This is a genomic window from Flavobacterium sp. TSSA_36, assembly GCF_051547165.1.
In the GTDB taxonomy this organism is placed as follows: Bacteria; Bacteroidota; Bacteroidia; order Flavobacteriales; family Flavobacteriaceae; genus Flavobacterium.
In genome coordinates this window covers 218,929-236,186 of the sequence record NZ_JBPTTP010000002.1, presented here as the reverse complement: position 1 = coordinate 236,186, position 17,258 = coordinate 218,929, and the positions used below count along the sequence as shown (strand labels likewise).

Here is a 17,258-nt window from a genome sequence, read left to right as displayed (position 1 = left end):
GAAGAAATGAAAAATATACAACAAATGAAATTATGGTCACTCTTTGTGCTACTGATTCTAGTAGGCTGTGACAACGCTCTCGATTTAGAGCCAAGAGACAAACTTACACCAGACGAAGTTTTTGCTACTTCTGCAGGTACACAATTATATTTGGCGGATTTGTACAACCGCTTACCCATTGAAGATTTGACTTTTTTCCCAACACAAGGATTTAATTATAATGAATCGAATCCGAATAATAATGGAATTTGTAGTGAGATGTTTACCGGTACGGCCACGCATTCTAATTTGAATGCCCCAGGTTTTATCACGGGAAGTCATTACAATTGGTGGGGAGATGCCTATAAATTGATTCGAGATATCAATCTTTTTATTGAAATTGTACCTACTTTGAAAGTAAATGACCAGCAAAAAGCCTTGTACTTAGGAGAGGCCTCTTTTTTAAGAGCTTTTGCTTATTTTGGATTGGTTAAACGCTATGGAGGAGTGCCAATTATCAAACAAGCTCAAGCATTTACTGGAGATTTAGAAGCTTTAAAAGTTCCAAGAAATACAGAAAAAGAAACCTGGGATTTCGTTCTTTCTGAGTGTGAAGTAGCTGCCAAAGCTTTAGATTATGATGTCAATGGTAGAAGAGCTTCGAAGTGGGCCGCTTATGGATTAATGTCTAGAGCAGCCTTGCATGCGGCCTCGGTTGCTAAATTTGGCTCCAAAAACCCAATGACCGGACCGGCAGTAGATGCTAAATTGGTGGGATTAGACCCTATAGATGCTGCAAGATATTACCAAATTTGTATCGACGCATCGGCGGCTATTATGGATTCTAACAAATTTTCATTGTACAAGCCTACTCCCGCCACTGCTGAAGAGGCTACTGAAAATATTAGATCTATGTTTGAAAACCCCAATGTGGCACTAACCTCTGAGGCTATTTTGATCAAAGGACGCACCATACCCGGGAATGGAACAGGTAACAATTATGATATCTGGTACAGCCCTAATCAGTTAAAAAATGGATGGCCAAGTCCGGGAAGAATGAATCCTACCTTAGAATTTGTGGATACCTATGAAAGCTATGCTAATCCGGGAGTTAGTGCTCCTATTGTTACGGCTGTTGCTGATAATATCAATGATTACAACGGATTTGTAAAAACTAAAGCCTATCTTAAATTTGATAAACCGCAGGATATTTTTGCGGGTAAAGATGCCCGTTTGTTTGCCACAGTGATTGTTCCGGGGTCGCAATTCAAAGGGGTGACCATTACAATTCAAGGAGGGTTAATTAATCCTGCCGGAACCTTGGTTACTACAGGTAGTGTGACTGTTGGAGCGTCAACTTATTATGTTTTTGGTGATTCTAATCCGTTTAATTTTTCAGGATTTGCCCCTTTGGCTTCTGATCATACCAAAACAGGTTTTTCTTTCAAAAAATTCTTGAGTACAAAACCGGTAGTGAATGGCTGGAATCAAAGCACCACTGATTTTATGGAAATGCGTTATGCTGAAATCTTACTCAACTACGCTGAAGCAGTAGCCGAAAGTGGTTTAGGCAATGTAGCCAAAGCAACAACAGCTTTGAATGCTACTAGACGAAGAGCCGCATTTACTACTACAATTCCATTAACGGTAACAAACGTGACTAGAGAAAGAACTGTTGAATTGGCTTTTGAAAATAAAAGGTATTGGGATTTGATTCGAAGAAGAGAATATCAAGAGAAATTCAATAATGTGAGACAAAAAGCATTAATTCCCATGTTAGATTTAAGAGGTACTGCTCCTTATAAATACATCTTTGTTAGATCTAATTTGAATATGAATAACCAACTTTTCTTGAGTAAATATTATTATAAGGAAATACCGGGGATTGCATTAAACGGATTAATTCAAAATCCTCAATACTAAACAAGAGACTTAACCCAAAGTGTAAAATTTAGGTTTCCTTAGAAAAACAATTTTGAAAATCTAATACAACAGATTTTTGGTGAGCGCAACCGATACTGTGGCACTCAAAGTCAAGGAATCTTTTGGAATGGTTTCCTAAATTTTACACCTAATACAAAATATCATGAACAAATATTTAAGAATTATTACGCTACTTTTAGTTTTTCAAGGCTTTACTTCTTGTGAATTGGATAATCTAAAAGAACCAACATCTGGGTTATACGGTAAAATAATTGATGAAAAAACAGGCGAGTTGGTACCGCAAGATATCATTCAAGGATCAATTATTGAGCTTAGAGAAAATGGATATGTCAATGTGGCGCCCCAAAACTTAGTGGTAAAAAATAGTGGGAACTACGAAAATAGCCGACTTTTTGCTAATAAATATATGGTGCAACCTGTGAGAACCAATTTTCAAACCGTAGCGGCTCAAGAGGTGCTTATTGAGGGGAGAACGAATCTTGATTTTACCGTAAAACCTTTTTTAAGACTCAATGAAGCTAAGATTGAACAGGTAGGAACAAAAATTGTTGCTTCTTTTAAAATGGAACAAACCACGGCTGATGTAGTGAAGAAATATGGACTCTATGCCCATAGGGATCCTAATGTGGGTGAGTTTATGCAAACCGCAAGAACAGAAATCACTCTTAACGCTTTAGCGGTGGCGGATAAAATCTACACCGTTGAAATTGAAACCTTGAATAACGCCAGTTTTGTAAAAGGAAAAACCTATTACTTTAGAGTGGGTGCGGTAACCGTAGCTCCTGAATCTAGGTCTAATTATGCACCAACTGTAGTGTCTTTCACGCTATAATTGCTGCTGCTGTTACTTTCATCTTAGCAGGCTTGTTTATAGTAACGAAGGCTAGGATGAAGGGAGTCAGTTAGGGCTTTTTAGATTATTTCAATCATTTTAACGGGATTTTATGTGTTATTTGAAATCAATATTCAAAAGTAGGAGGGGGGATTTACTCCCAATATTGTTCTGTATTAGTTCGGGTATTTCGGCTAGTTTATGGGCTCAAAATCATACAAATCAAGGGCTTAAAAAGGGTAGTGCCCATCCGGATGAACTCAGGTATACGTCCTATGATCAATTAGTGATGGCGGGCTATCAAGGATGGTTTGCGGCTCAAGGTGACGCTTCCCAAAGAGGATGGCATCATTATGAGGGCAAATGTGGTTTTGAACCCGGGTGTTCCACTATTGATTTTTGGCCCGATATGCGTGAATATACAGTGCAATATCCATCTCCTTTTGTGTTTGCTGATGGTCAAAAAGCCTATTTGTATAGTCCCTATGATGCGGCTACTATTGATTTGCATTTTAAATGGATGCAGGAATATGGCATTGATGGCGTTCATATGCAACGCTTTGTGACTGAAATAAAAGCAAGTAGTAAAAATGGAAAACGACACTTCAACCAAGTATTGGAAAACGCTTTAAAGTCGGCCAAAAAATACAACCGAGCCATTAGTATCATGTATGATTTAAGTGGGTGTACTGCTGCTGATTTGATGTGGGTTGCTAGTGATTTAAAAGAATTGCAAGCTGTGTTTCATCTTTTTGATGCTACTGAAAATCCAACCTATCTCCACCATAACGGCCGACCGCTAGTGTCCATTTGGGGCGTAGGTTTTAATGATAAACGGAAGTATAGTACCGCCGATGTGGAGTCTTTGGTGACGGCGCTAAAGAAAACAGATCCCCATATCGCATTACTGTTGGGTGTGCCCTATTATTGGCGAACGTTAGGAAAAGACACGGAGAAAAACCCATTATTGCTTGAATTGATTAAAAAATGTGATCTGATCATGCCTTGGGCTGTGGGCCGATATCATTTGAAAACCTATGATGCTACGATGATTGCTCAAGATATCGCTTGGACTCAAAAAAATGGAGTAGATTATATCCCTCTGGTGTTTCCCGGTTTTTCTTGGGGAAATTTAAAAAACGACCAGTCAAGTTATAACGCTATTCCAAGGGAAAATGGAGATTTTTTGTGGATGCAAATAGCAGGAGCCAAAAAACAAGGGGCACAAGCGTTGTATGTAGCCATGTTTGATGAAATTGACGAAGGCACAGCCATTTATAAAGTGCTGAACCAGAAAGACGTGCCATTAAATGGTAACAGCGGCAAGAAATTTATCGGAATTGAGAATGATTTGCCCACAGATTATTATTTGTGGCTCACCGGACAAGGGGCGCTTTGGTTCCATCAACAAAAACAATTTACAGACCTAAAACCCAAAAGGTAACCGCTCTTGGCGAAAAAATACTAAGGTAGTTTTGAAAGGTAGTTCATTGAAGCGCTACGGCCTCTCTTTTACTAGTATCTAACGGCTATTTTGTAAGGCGTAGTGGATGTTAAGTTTTGGCAATATAATTTGTCGTATTTAATTCCGATTTCGACTTATACTATTTCGCTAGAAATTTACCCATCAATAGTCTCGCTAAGACACAAAGGCGTGGTATTCACAGCGCTTTCTTTGCGGCTTTGCGAGCAATTAGTAGAAAGCATGACACTATTTTATTCTAATTACTTAGTACAATACAATAATTCTGAAGAGTACCTATAAATACATCAACTCTATGAAAATTAAATTAAAGAAATATGTAGTCTGTTCCATGTTGCTATGCTTCATTTTTGGAAAGGCACAAAATGCAAGAAAGACTACAACTGTCCTAGATCCTGTGGATTATGTCAATCCTTATATGGGGAATATTAGTCATTTGTTAGTTCCTACCTACCCCACTATTCATTTGCCTAATAGTATGCTTCGTGTATATCCTGAGCGAAAAGATTATACGGGTGTAGTTTTAAAAGGCCTTCCTGTGGTGGTCACGAGTCATAGAGGGAGTTCGGCTTTTAATATTAGCACTTTTCAAGGTTCGGAAAAAGAGATGAGCCCGGTGATGGAGTACAGCTATGATTTAGAAAAAATCAAGCCTTATTCGTATCAAGTTTATTTGGATGAACAAAAAACAACTGTTGATTTTGGGGTGTCTCATCAATCTGCCTTATATCAATTTTCATTTGAAAAAGAGGCGCCGGTTTATTTTATTCTAAATTCAAAAGAAGGAGCCTTAACTTGGGACGGCACAGCCCTTTCCGGATTTCAATGGATTGACAAATCGACCAAAGTGTATTTGTACTTGATATTAGAGAAAAAACCCACAGTGGTGTCTAGCTTGGTAGGCCAACAACTGGTTTCGGCTTCCACTTCCACGGGAACGAATGCTAATTTGGTCTTGCATTTTCCTAAGAATACCAAAACGTTGAAAGCTCAATATGGTATTTCTTTTCAGAGTGTGCAACAAGCCAAGCAAAATGTAGCCCGAGAAATTGGAGCTAAAACACTGACTCAAGTGCAAAAAGAAGGTCGCGCAATTTGGAATGCGTCTTTAGGAAAAATTAAAGTAGGCGGGGGGACTCTTAACGAGAAAACCGTTTTCTATACCTCCTTATATCGTTGTTTTGAACGCTCCGTTTGTATTTCAGAGGACGGAAAGTATTACAGTGCCTTTGATAAAAAAATACACCAAGATCTGGGAAGGCCTTTTTATACAGACGATTGGATTTGGGATTCGTATCGCGCTCAGCACCCACTTCGAGTACTACTTGACCCAAAAGTAGAAGGGGATATCTTGAATTCTTTTGTGCTCATGGCAGAACAAATGGATCAGTTGTGGTTACCCACATTTCCAGAAATAACAGGCGATAGCCGCCGCATGAATTCGAATCATGGTATTGCTTCAATTGTGGATGCTTATAAAAAAGGACTAAGAAATTTTGATGTTCAAAAAGCCTATGCCGCCAGTAAAGGTGCTATTGAAAATAAAACATTGGCGCCGTGGTCCGGATTAGCAGCGGGGGAGTTGGACGCCTTTTACAAAAAAAACGGATATTTCCCGGCCTTAGCTATTGGGGAAGAAGAGACGATTCCTGAAGTACATACGTTTGAAAGTCGACAACCGGTAGCGGTGACTTTGGGAACGGCTTATGATGCCTGGTGTTTATCAGAATTGGCTAGTGAATTAGGAAATACCGCCGACGCCGAGTACTTCAAGAAAGCCTCCTTTAATTACAGAAATTTATTCCATCCCGACACGCATTTTTTTCATCCAAAAGACAAAAATGGCCATTTTATCCAACCTTTTGATTATGTTAATTCCGGAGGTATGGGCGCTCGAAAATATTATGGCGAAAATAACGGGTGGATTTATCGTTGGGATGTACAACATAATATTCCTGATTTGATTCAATTGATGGGAGGCAATGAGGCATTTACCAAAAATCTAGACGGTATGTTTTCAAAAGCTTTAGGAAAAAGCAAATTTGAATTTTATGCGCAATTACCGGATCACTCTGGTAATGTGGGACAATTTTCAATGGCGAACGAACCTTCATTGCATATACCCTATTTGTATAATTTCGCGGGACAACCGTGGAAAACCCAAAAGTATATCCGTCAATTATTGCAGGAATGGTTTCGCAACGACTTGATGGGCGTTCCCGGAGATGAAGATGGGGGAGGGCTATCTGCCTTTGTTGTTTTTTCACAATTAGGGTTTTATCCCGTTACCCCCGGAATTCCTATTTATTCTATTGGGAGTCCCGTATTTGCTCAAGCCCGAATTCAATTGGCTCAGGGTAAATTTTTTGAAGTTATTGCTAAAAATTATGCTGAAGACAACAAGTACATTCAATCGGCTACTTTGAATGGTAAGCCACTTGATACGCCATGGTTTTCTCATGAAGTCTTACAAAAAGGAGGAATTTTGGAATTGACTATGGGAAACAAACCCAATCTCTTGTGGGGGACTAATTCACCAGCCTACGCTCAAATGGCGGTTACAGCCGTTACTAAAAAGTAAACCATTTTTTTATTGTGAGAGTGAGGGGTTTGATTCGTCAAATTCCTCATTTTTTTTTAAAAGTAGTAGGCGTGAGCCCAATGTCATTAAGTTAAGGAAAGCGGCTTTTGATTTTGTCATTCCGACAGAGGAGGAATCGCACTAGCTGTTCATATTATGTGATTCTTCGTTCCTCAGAATGACAAAAAAACCGTTTAACAATGAAGATTTTCTTTGTGTTCCTTGCGTATTTCTTTGTGTTCTTTGCGGTTAATTTCTTGAACCATTTAAGGCATTTAAGGACAATGAAGATTTTCTTTGTGTTCCTTGCGTATTTCTTTGCGTTCCTTGCGGTTAATTTCTTTGAACCATTAAGGGCATTAAGAGAATTAAGAATCTTTGCGTTCCTTGCGGTTATTTTTTTGAACCATTTAAGGCATTTAAGGACATTGAAGGTTTCCTTTGCGTTCCTTGCGTAATTCTTTGCGCCCCTTGCGGTTAATTTTTTTGAACCAATAAGTGAATGAAGATGGATAGTGCGTTTCGTTGCAGTTAACTAGGTTTTATGCAACTTCGTGATGACAATTAACTTTAATCCCTATCCTTTTTTTTGCGGATACTGTTGTTATTTATAATCACTGTACATCTTTTACAAAACTTCCCTATAGAAAAGGATAAACTTCCCTACATCTTTTCCTATAATGCTGTATAGAAATTAAAAAGTTCTTCCTTTTGAATTAAAAAATAGGTAAGGTTGAAAGAAAAAATTAGTCTTTATCTTTTATGACTGTCCGCTATATGTGCCAGCAATGGAACAGGGAGGACACGAATGGTACGGAATTTCGCTGATTTATATATAAAAATCCGTTTAATTCTGCGTCATCTGCGTGCCATTTTTATTATTGGTACAAGTAATGGATTGTCAAATTATCTTTTACTAAATTCATTGAACTTTTACAAGGACTAAGTACTAATCACTAATCCCTTTTTTAACTATCTTTAACGTTCTAATTATAAGCCTTATGCACTGGAAAGCCGCAATCATCAGCCACCGAAAAGAAAAACGAATAGCCGTTTATTTTGAAAAAAATGCCGAATTAATCAACCGAATCAAGGAACTCGAAGGTGCCCGATGGAGTCAGACCTTGGGTGTTTGGCATTTGCCTGACACCTTTGAGAATCGGATTCGGTTTAAAATTGTTACTACTGTAACGCTTCCTTCTCAAGAGGGAATGGAACAAATTGAAAAATTCAAACAATGGATGCGTTCGAAGCGGTACAGCGAAAGCACCATAACTACCTATAGCGAAGCATTGAAATCCTTTTTGGTGTTTTACCGCGAAAAGCCAATAACTGCTATCACCAATGAGGATGTAATTGTGTACAACAACGAGTATATTTTGGAAAATAAATTATCAGCTTCGTATCAAAACCAGCTAGTGAACGCTATTAAATTATTTTTTCAAACCATTCGAGATACTAAGATGCTGGTCGATAAAATTCACCGTCCGAAGCGAGAAAAAGTACTTCCTAATGTGTTGAGTAAAGAAGAAGTAAAATTAATTTTAAACGCCCACAGTAACATCAAACATAAAATGATGCTTTCGTTGATTTATAGTTGCGGGTTGCGTTGTGGTGAATTATTAGCCTTGCGCCCTGTACATATTGATTCCAAGCGAAATATAGTAGTAATCAAAAATGCCAAAGGTAAGAAAGATCGCATTGCGCCATTATCTCCCAAAATATTAGCCATGCTGCGGGAGTATTATAAAATGTATCAGCCAAGCACGTATTTATTTGAAGGACAAATCAAAGGACAGCCATATGATGCTAGAAGTTTGCAACTCATACTCAAACAAGCGCTACAGAAAACAGGTATCGTTAAACCCGCTACTTTGCATTGGTTGCGGCATAGTTATGCTACGCACTTGTTAGAAAGCGGTACCGATTTGCGTTACATCCAAGAATTGTTAGGACATAATAGTAGTAAAACTACTGAAATTTACACGCACGTTAGTACGAAAAGTTTGCAACAAATAAAAAGTCCTTTCGATGATTTGTAAGAAAAAAATAATATATTTGAAAAACAATAAAGCGAAACAAACTTTCGCCTATCTACCCGAATTTGGGTGTATATACGAAAGTTTGTTTCGCCTATATATTAGTTATGGGTTACTTGTGCCGAAATGACGCGGGAGAAAACAATCAGGAACTTGTATTCACTAAAAAAACTATCTAAATGAAGAACTACGTTTGTCTATTATTATTCATATTTCCATTAATAATGAATGGACAAAATTTATCAGATAAAATTGAAAAATCTACTTTAAGTTTTCGAGAATTGTTTCTAGAAAAAGATTTTGAAACACTTTCAGATTTTGCAACACCAAAACTAATCGAATATTTGAAAACAAAACAAGATTTAGTTTTCTTACTAACGGAATTGAGTAAAAATTATGAAGCAAAAGGAGTTAAAGTCACAAACATTTCATTTGGGAAAAACTCTGAAATAATTAATTATAAAAATCAACTACAATGTAGTATTCCTTTCAGTCTGGAAATGGAAGACGCTAAAAAGAAAGTGAAATTTACAGCTGGTTTAGCACTGATTTCGTTTGACAAAGGAGAAACTTGGTTTTATACTTTTAAAGTCGAAAAAGACCCAAAAACGAATAATGAAATTTTAGATTTGGATGCCAGAATAATTATTGACGAAAGAAATCAAATTATCGTTAACAAATAAAAAAAGTTGGCATCTGACAATAGAAACTTAAAAAGTTTACGGTTTAATTGTAATTTCGACTAAAACAAGCAACCCATAACACACGCTACAAGCAAGCTGGGCAATTGGCTTAATTTGAAAATAATTTGTATTTGATGCATTTGTTTTTAACCGAAAGATTACGCATCTTTAATCCCAGCCTGCGTGTAGCGCGGGAACGTTATAGGGCATTTTAAAGAAACCGAAATAATGAAAAGAACATTAACCGTTTTGATAATTATACTTCTGACGACTTTCAAGAGTTTCGGACAATCAGACACAATCTTTAAAAAAGCCGACCACTATAAAACCAAAAATTTTGACGTAGCAATTTTTCCCGCTAATTATTTTGGGCTTATTCCTGGAAAACGGTTTACTCCAACAAAACAAGAAATTGACAAGGCGGAAATTGAATTACAAAATAGTTTGAAGATTATAAACAAACAATTAGTAAATCAATCTTCAACACCCGTAATTCATAAAAAGCTTAAAAAATACAAGAGGCAATATTTTGGCTATATAGACAAAAATGGTAACAGAATACTGCTTATTAACTGTTTTTGGTCCAAAGACAAAGACGATACTGAACGTTGGTTAACAGACCAAAAAATGGTGGATGACGGTGGAAGTTATTATTGGAACGTAAAATTCAACATTGACAAAAATGAACTATTTGACTTGTACATTAATGGCTATGCTTAATCGACAATTGAACTCAACAGAAAAAACGCCCTATAACACACGCTACAAGCAATTTGGGCATTTGACTTAATGGAAAAATGATTTTGTATTTGGGATGATTTGGCAAATCCGAAAATAGGGCTTAATTTAGTCCCAAACTGCGTGTAGCGCGGGGACGTTAAGCGGGAGTTGAAAGCCGAAATTACGCAGAAGAAATCCATTGGAAAACAAGCATTTGTTTCCGCAAGAAATTGACAAAGCTGAAGCGTGAAAATTGGAAGCGCCAAAAGAAGCTGGAAAGTTGAAACCTGAAAAGCAGAAGTGTGAAAATTGGAGTGGAAAATCAGAAACTCGGAAAACAGAAGCGTGAAAATTGGAAACGTGAAAATTGGAATCTGACAATAGAAACTTGGAAAAAGGAAACGTGAAAATTGGAACCAAATAACAGAAAACTAAAAGCAAACGTGAAAATTGAAAATAGTAAAACGAAATACAGAAGCGTGAAAAATTTGCGGTTTAATAGTAATTCCGACTAAACAACCCCCGCTTAACACACGCTACAAGCAAGCTGGGCAATTGGCTTAATTTGAAAATGGTTTTGTATTTGGAAAATTTGTGTTTAACCGAAAAAATACGCATCTTTAATCCCAGCCTGCGTGTAGCGCGAGAACGTTAGCCGTCATTGTACCGCAGAATCAGTAATTTAACCCAATTTTATAACCAAAAATAGAATTCATTAACAACAGAAAAACAACTATGAAAAACACAATTTTATTTTTATTTTTATTTATAACTTTAATTTCTTGTTCGAAACAGAACAAAAATGAATCTATTAGTGACCAACTTGAAAGTGCCAAAAATAATATTGACAAGAAAAATAATGAAATTACAATTAATTATTCAACCCCAATTAAGGGTTACAATGTAAGTGCAAAATGGATAATTAGAAAAAAAAATGATGCATATAATAAAGTAAGTGCTGGAGATTTTATTGGCCCTGCAATTCTAACTTTTGAAGATGTTAAAACTAAAGAAATATTTTGGGTTTTACACCCTGAATTTACAATAGATATTGATAAAGAAAATTTAAAATATATTACTGTTAAAGATGGTGAATTTATAAAAAACCAAAGTTTTACACAAATCTCTAAATATATAAAACCGAAATTTGAAAAGGTAGGAACCTCTAAAGAAGAAGAAGGTTTCGGATATACATACATTCCTTTCTTTTTTCAAGATGTAGATTTTGATGATAAAGACGAACTTATTCTGACTTATGCTGAAACATATGAAAAAGGTGGTTCACAAAATAAACTATTCAAAACACCAGACTATGATAATTTAGAATTTAGAGAAATGACTGAAGAGCCATTTTCTAATTTTTCAGGATTCTACTATGGTAACCCAAGCGCAGACGCATATAGTTATACAATTATTGATTATAAAAACAAAACCATAACACATTCAGGTATGTCAGGTGCAGGAGGTCGAGGGGAAATTATTTATGAATTTAAAAAATCAGAAGGTGGGGATGATTATCACTTATCTAAAAAAACAGATATAAATAATTACGATGATTGGGAAATAGAAGAAACTACTATATCTACATATAATGATTATGGGAAGCAAATCATAGCAGTAAAAAAAAGTAAATCGAAATTATATTGATTAATAAAGTATAAAATACGAATTAAAGAAAACAACGAACGGCTAACAGCAGTTTGGCAATATGGCGGGTTCTAGGCTTAATTTGAAATTAGTTTTGTACTTGTAAAGTCAGTGTTTAACCGAAAGTTTAGGCTTCTTTAATCCGCCACATCGCCAAGCTGCAAGACGTTATAGCCAATTTTAGAACGACCAAAGTAACCAATGACGACACGACAATTTCAAATCATTTTCTTTTCTATACTCGGACTTTGTATTCTGACAATTGTTCTATCATCTACCTCGTTTGACTTTATTGAGGTTGACATTGCGACAATTTGGACAATGAAATATTTCGCTTTACCAATTCTCGTTGCTATGACACCGAGTTGTTACTTCATTTATTTAAGGTTTATTAGACAACACGAGAAAAAGGAAGATAAATCAAAAATATGGACACAACTTCGGACAATTTTCAGAATATTCATTTTGACTTTAGCAATGACCGGAATTCTTATCGGGACAACGCTTTCAATGATAATTTTGACCAACGCATATATTGGAGACAGCAAGACAATAAATCTAAACGCAAAAATTGTTGACTACTATACTTTGACAAGCAAGGGACGAACAAAACATTATATTAAAATTCAAGACCAACAACTTGACAGAATAATAGACCTAAAAGTTCAAGAACCATATCAAGTTGGACAAACATTTAACAAGACAATGCAAATAGGAAAATGGGGACTACTTTACTCGGAGAAATAAAAACTGGCTATAACAGCTACTACAACGGATTTGGGCATTGGGCTTAATGGGAAAATGGTTTTGTACTTGGATGTTTAGTGACAACCGAAAAATAAATCTTAATTTAGAACCCAAACCCGCTGTAGTACCAGAACGTTGGCAGTAATAGTAACACAGAATCCACAAATATGACGAAACAGGAACTACAGAATGAATGTCAAAGACTTCTAATTTGTGAAAATTTAAATGATTGTAATGAACTTTTAGACATTTATATAAACTTCTTTTTTGAAACTATAAAGAATCATCAAGATGAAAATGCTGAAAGCCAAAAAATGCACGAAGCTAAAATTGTTAATCAAATGATGATGACAAAAGCAATGAATTTAAAGAAAGCAATTACTGGAGTTTCATATGAATCTGCATCAGGATGGCATCTAAATAACATTATTGACCCAACAATTATAGCATCTCTTGTTCGAAATATATTTGAAACAGTAGCGATGTTTAATTTAGTTTATTTAAAACCCGAAACTGATGATGAAAAAAATATTATGTATTGGCTTTGGGTAAGTGCTGGATTAAAATATAGACAGAGATTTGAAGCTGTTGGTCAAACAGTGGAAAATAAAGAAAAAATTGAAAATGAAAAAGTAGAAATAGAAAGTCTCGCTAATAATATAAGAGAAACTGAACTTTTCAAAAAACTTGACTTAAAAAATCAAAATAAGATTGAAAATCAATTAAAATCAAAAGAGTATCAAATGTTTTTTGATGGTTTGGCAGTAAACTTAATTTCGTGGCAAGAGTGTGTAAAATTAATGGGGATAAAAGAAACTTTACTTCCAAATATTTACACTTATTTTTCACTTTATTCTCATCCATCGAACGTATCTGTTTTTCAGTTTGCAGGTATGTTTGAAAAAGGAAATGAAGCATTTCCTGATTTGACAAATTTCAATTTAAAAATTTCATTCTTTATGTTTAGTATATTTATTGCTGATTACATAAAACTTTTTCCACCAACGTTAACAACTTTTGAAAATTTAAATATTATAGAACAAATTGTAATTAATTTTCATAATACAATGGCAAGAAGTAATGAATACTCGATCAATGAATGTGCAAATGTATTGGAATAACTACTACTGCCAACACACGCTACAAGCAATTTGGGTATTTGGCTTAATTTAAAGTTGGTCTTGTATCAGATAAATTAGTGTTTATCCGAAGATTTGGCTTCCTTAATCCCAAACTGCTTGTAGCGCGAGAACGTTACAGGAGACTTGTGCCGAAATTACGCAGACAATTCCAATTTGAAAATAAGCATTTGTTTCCGCAAGAAATTGACAAAGCAGAAGCGTGAAAATTGGAATGTGCCAACAGAAACGTAAAATATTGAAACTTGGAAAACAGAAGCGTGAAAATTGGAAGTGTGAAAATTGGAAGCGTGAAAATTGGAACTATCCTACTCTAACGATAAAAAGTGTGAAAGTTGGAATCCGCAAACAGAAAACCAAAAAAGTAGCCAAAATTGGAACGATAAATTAAAAAATAACAAGTTGAAAACTGCGAACCAAAAAGCAGAATCGTGAAAATTGGATTTTGTCAGCAGAAGCGTGAAAAATTTGCGGTTTAATGGTAATTTCGACAAAACAAGCCTCCTGTAACACACGCTACAAGCAAGCTGGGCAGTTGGTTTAATTTGAAAATAGTTTGTATTTGATACATTTGTTTTTAACCGAAAGAATACGCATCTTTAATCCCAGCCTGCGTGTAGCGCGGGAACGTTATCACTCAGCTTACACAATATTGTCTAAAGAATAGGCGTTTAAAATAGATTCCTTATCAACTTCCATCCAATCATCATTCATATCTAATTCGTGAACGTTATCTCTAATTTTCATTTTGAATTGTTCACTAGCTTGTTTTAAAGCTTTTTCAACATGCATTCTAGCAAATTTAATTGCATATTTATGTGCTATTATTTCACATCTATCTGCTAATAATTGATTGTCAAAGCCTTCGTCGTTATCAACTAAATCGCAATAAGTTTCATTTAATGTCATAATTATTTCGTGTTAAAAAGCCGAAGTGATAACATACGCTACCATCTATTCAGGCATTTGGTTTAATTTAATAATTCGTTTGTGTCTGTAAGTATTAGTAATAATCCTATAGTTTAGGCATACTTAATCCTGAACATCTGGTAGCGTCAGCCGTTATGCTTCATTGTAAAAAAGCAGACGTTGAAAAAACAGAAAATTACAGTGATTACAAAAAATGAATACTTAGATATAAAAGATTTTTTTTCGAACAATCTAGTTATTAAAATTCACGCTTTCTTAATTATTTCGTTTCTTTTTCTCTTATTTTTCCTCCACAAAGCAAAATCGCCGTTAATAAAAGAGGTAAGGCGTGAAAATAAAGTATTAGAAAATAGACAGAAGTATACAAACCAATATATTTTTTACAAGTGTAATTTATAATTATTAGGATAGAGACCCAAAGTGTTAGATTAACAACAGACGTAGTTTCTACATCTTTTAGCTCTCTTTTATATCTGTCATTATATAGATGTGTACCGACAGAGTGTATCAGTTATGCTGGAAGAGTTATACAAAAACATACTATAACTTTTAAGATTAAGTCTGATTTTGTGTAAAAATTATTATCGAATAAGTATAAAATTAAGTACCAAAACGGTAGAATAATTACTATTGATAGCCTTACTTTTATAAACTCGCTGTATTCTATAAATTTATCTAACATCTTGTGAATTTTTCCAAACGTACAAAAAATATAGTAAATTTGACAAGTATATCCGACAAAAAACAACGAAGCATAACACACGCTACAAGCAAGCTGCCACATTAGGCTAAATTTAAACATTGTCTTGTACTTGTAAAAAATAGTAATTAACCGAAATATTAACCCGCCTTAATCGGCAACCTGCGTGTAGCGCGGGAACGTTATGGGCTATTTAAGCAGAAAGTTTACGGTAACATTCACGAATAACGAAAGCATCCCACATCGCATTATGTTTTTTACCTGATTGATATGCAACTTTTACTAAATAATCTTTAGCGAAATCTTCTCTTGAAATATCAGGGTCAATTCCTTGCATTTGAAAAAGTGTGCAAATATCAAAAGGAATATAATACACATTTTTCGGAATATTAAATGCGTGTCCGAAAATTTGGTTAAATAGAACCCAATCGTAAGATAAGCAGTCAGACCAAATCTCAACTGCTTCAAATTGAGATAACCAAACTTCTAATCCTGCTTTTACATCATCAGAATCTCCTTTTATTTTCCAATCATCTAAATTTGCATCATTTTCATTTTCAGACAAATAAAGATTATTAATTACGTTTTCTTGTAACCAATCATCAATTTGTGTTTTGTCGTAATCAGTTAATTCAGCATAGAATTTTTTACCACATTCGGAAATTAATCCGATAGAAATAAGAGTTGTTTTTTGGTGTAATCCTGTAAACTCGGTGTCGAAGAAAATTTTTGTTTTTGACATTTTTTTAGTTTTAATTATTAAATTCGTTTTGAAAATATAAACAGCCCATAACAGCAGTTACACAAGATTTGGGTTTTAGGCTTAATTTAAACATTGTTTTGTGTTTTTAAGGTTAGTAATTAACCCAAAGTTTAGGAGTTCTTTTACCCAAACCTCGTGTAGCTGCAAAACGTTGGCGGTAAGTTAACCGTCCATAAACAACTAATAGGAAACAACAACCAAATGAAAAAGATAATATTCAGTTCTTTAATAATTAATTTATTTGCTTGTAATTCGCAGACCAAAAAGGTTGAACCTAAAAATGAAAGTTTAATTCAAAAATCAATTGAAAAAAGCTCAAATAATGAGAAAGAATCATATCAATTGTTGACTATAATTTGATTTTAGAAAATAAAAAAATTGACGATATTGAAATTTCACTACTGAATATTGGAAATTTAAATTTACCAACTGGAAGAATAATTGTTTGTGACCCTTTGGTCTATACAGAACTAATTCCCTTATCTAAAATTGTAAACCCTGGGAATTATCCAATGAAAATCTATATAGCTAAAACAAAAAAATCGGGAGATAGATTTGCGTTGGCAAAATTGGAAATCACTGACAAAAAAGCCGTTAAATGGATTCTTGCATTAAGAGAAAATGAAAACAGCAGTGAACTAAAAGAAGATGATTCCTTTTTTGGTTTTCCTGTTGATGCAGGTTTAGCAAGCTTTTTTGATTATAAAACAGGTTTAGAATATGATAAATTCCAGAAGGAATTTTATGAAAATGATTCAACCAAAAATATTTATGATGATTTTTTTGAAACTGAATTTAAAAAAAATGCAGTTAATAAAAATGACCCAAAAGATGTTGGGAATTGGATTAATTATAAGTTTCCTAAAACAGAATTAAATATCCCAATGTTTCAATCAGGTTACGGCGATGGTTTATATCCAGCATATTGGGGAATTGATGCAAATGGAAAAATCACATCATTAATAATCGATTTCTTCGTTGTAGAATTACCCGAACTGAAGAAATAACCTACCGCCAACACACGCTACAAGCAAGCTGGGCAATGGGCTTAATTTGAAAATAGTTTGTATT

General features: G+C 34.8%; 12 protein-coding genes. 10 read left to right on the top strand and 2 right to left on the bottom strand.

Features of this window, described 5'->3' with window-relative positions; all coding sequences use genetic code 11:
• Positions 1-6: 6 nt before the first annotated feature.
• The 9 genes from ACSVH7_RS05215 to ACSVH7_RS05175 all read left to right on the top strand — a co-directional run bounded on the left by ACSVH7_RS05215 (position 7) and on the right by ACSVH7_RS05175 (position 13,776).
• A complete protein-coding gene (locus tag ACSVH7_RS05215) occupies positions 7-1,902 on the top strand; it encodes a RagB/SusD family nutrient uptake outer membrane protein (RefSeq protein WP_438065634.1) in 1,896 nt (631 codons plus the stop codon).
• A gap of 163 nt (positions 1,903-2,065) precedes the next feature.
• The gene (locus tag ACSVH7_RS05210; protein WP_438065633.1) at positions 2,066-2,755 is read left to right on the top strand and encodes a DUF3823 domain-containing protein; all 690 of its coding nucleotides are present in this window, start codon (positions 2,066-2,068) and stop codon (positions 2,753-2,755) included.
• 166 nt (positions 2,756-2,921) lie between these two features.
• A complete protein-coding gene (locus ACSVH7_RS05205; RefSeq protein WP_438065632.1) occupies positions 2,922-4,199 on the top strand; it encodes a glycoside hydrolase family 71/99-like protein in 1,278 nt (425 codons plus the stop codon).
• Between the two features lie 334 nt (positions 4,200-4,533).
• Positions 4,534-6,819: a GH92 family glycosyl hydrolase gene (locus ACSVH7_RS05200; RefSeq protein WP_438065631.1), complete on the top strand. Its 2,286-nt coding sequence runs from the start codon at positions 4,534-4,536 to the stop codon at positions 6,817-6,819.
• Positions 6,820-7,820: 1,001 nt separating this feature from the next.
• Positions 7,821-8,861 (top strand): tyrosine-type recombinase/integrase, encoded by a 1,041-nt coding sequence (locus tag ACSVH7_RS05195; RefSeq protein WP_438065630.1) that lies wholly within the window; start codon positions 7,821-7,823, stop codon positions 8,859-8,861.
• A 176-nt stretch (positions 8,862-9,037) separates the two neighbouring features.
• Positions 9,038-9,541 carry a hypothetical protein gene (locus ACSVH7_RS05190; RefSeq protein ID WP_438065629.1) on the top strand — a complete coding sequence of 168 codons (504 nt, stop codon included), beginning with the start codon at positions 9,038-9,040 and terminating at the stop codon, positions 9,539-9,541.
• 228 nt (positions 9,542-9,769) lie between these two features.
• Positions 9,770-10,261, top strand: a complete 492-nt coding sequence (locus ACSVH7_RS05185; RefSeq protein ID WP_438065628.1) for a hypothetical protein — start codon at positions 9,770-9,772, stop codon at positions 10,259-10,261.
• Between the two features lie 735 nt (positions 10,262-10,996).
• On the top strand, positions 10,997-11,908 hold the full coding sequence (locus tag ACSVH7_RS05180; protein WP_438065627.1) for a hypothetical protein: 912 nt from the start codon (positions 10,997-10,999) through the stop codon (positions 11,906-11,908).
• Positions 11,909-12,822: 914 nt separating this feature from the next.
• Complete coding sequence (locus ACSVH7_RS05175) at positions 12,823-13,776, top strand: hypothetical protein (protein ID WP_438065626.1); 954 nt, start codon at positions 12,823-12,825, stop codon at positions 13,774-13,776.
• Positions 13,777-14,436: 660 nt separating this feature from the next.
• On the opposite strand, the gene ACSVH7_RS05170 is transcribed toward ACSVH7_RS05175, so the two are convergent.
• Positions 14,437-14,703 carry a hypothetical protein gene (locus ACSVH7_RS05170; protein ID WP_438065625.1) on the bottom strand — a complete coding sequence of 89 codons (267 nt, stop codon included), beginning with the start codon at positions 14,701-14,703 and terminating at the stop codon, positions 14,437-14,439.
• 914 nt (positions 14,704-15,617) lie between these two features.
• The gene (locus ACSVH7_RS05165; RefSeq protein ID WP_438065624.1) at positions 15,618-16,166 is read right to left on the bottom strand and encodes a 3'-5' exoribonuclease domain-containing protein; all 549 of its coding nucleotides are present in this window, start codon (positions 16,164-16,166) and stop codon (positions 15,618-15,620) included.
• 377 nt (positions 16,167-16,543) lie between these two features.
• Between ACSVH7_RS05165 and ACSVH7_RS05160 the strand changes: the two genes are divergently transcribed.
• Positions 16,544-17,194, top strand: coding sequence for a DUF4241 domain-containing protein (locus ACSVH7_RS05160; protein ID WP_438065623.1), 651 nt, complete (start codon positions 16,544-16,546; stop codon positions 17,192-17,194).
• The last annotated feature ends 64 nt before the right edge of the window (positions 17,195-17,258 follow it).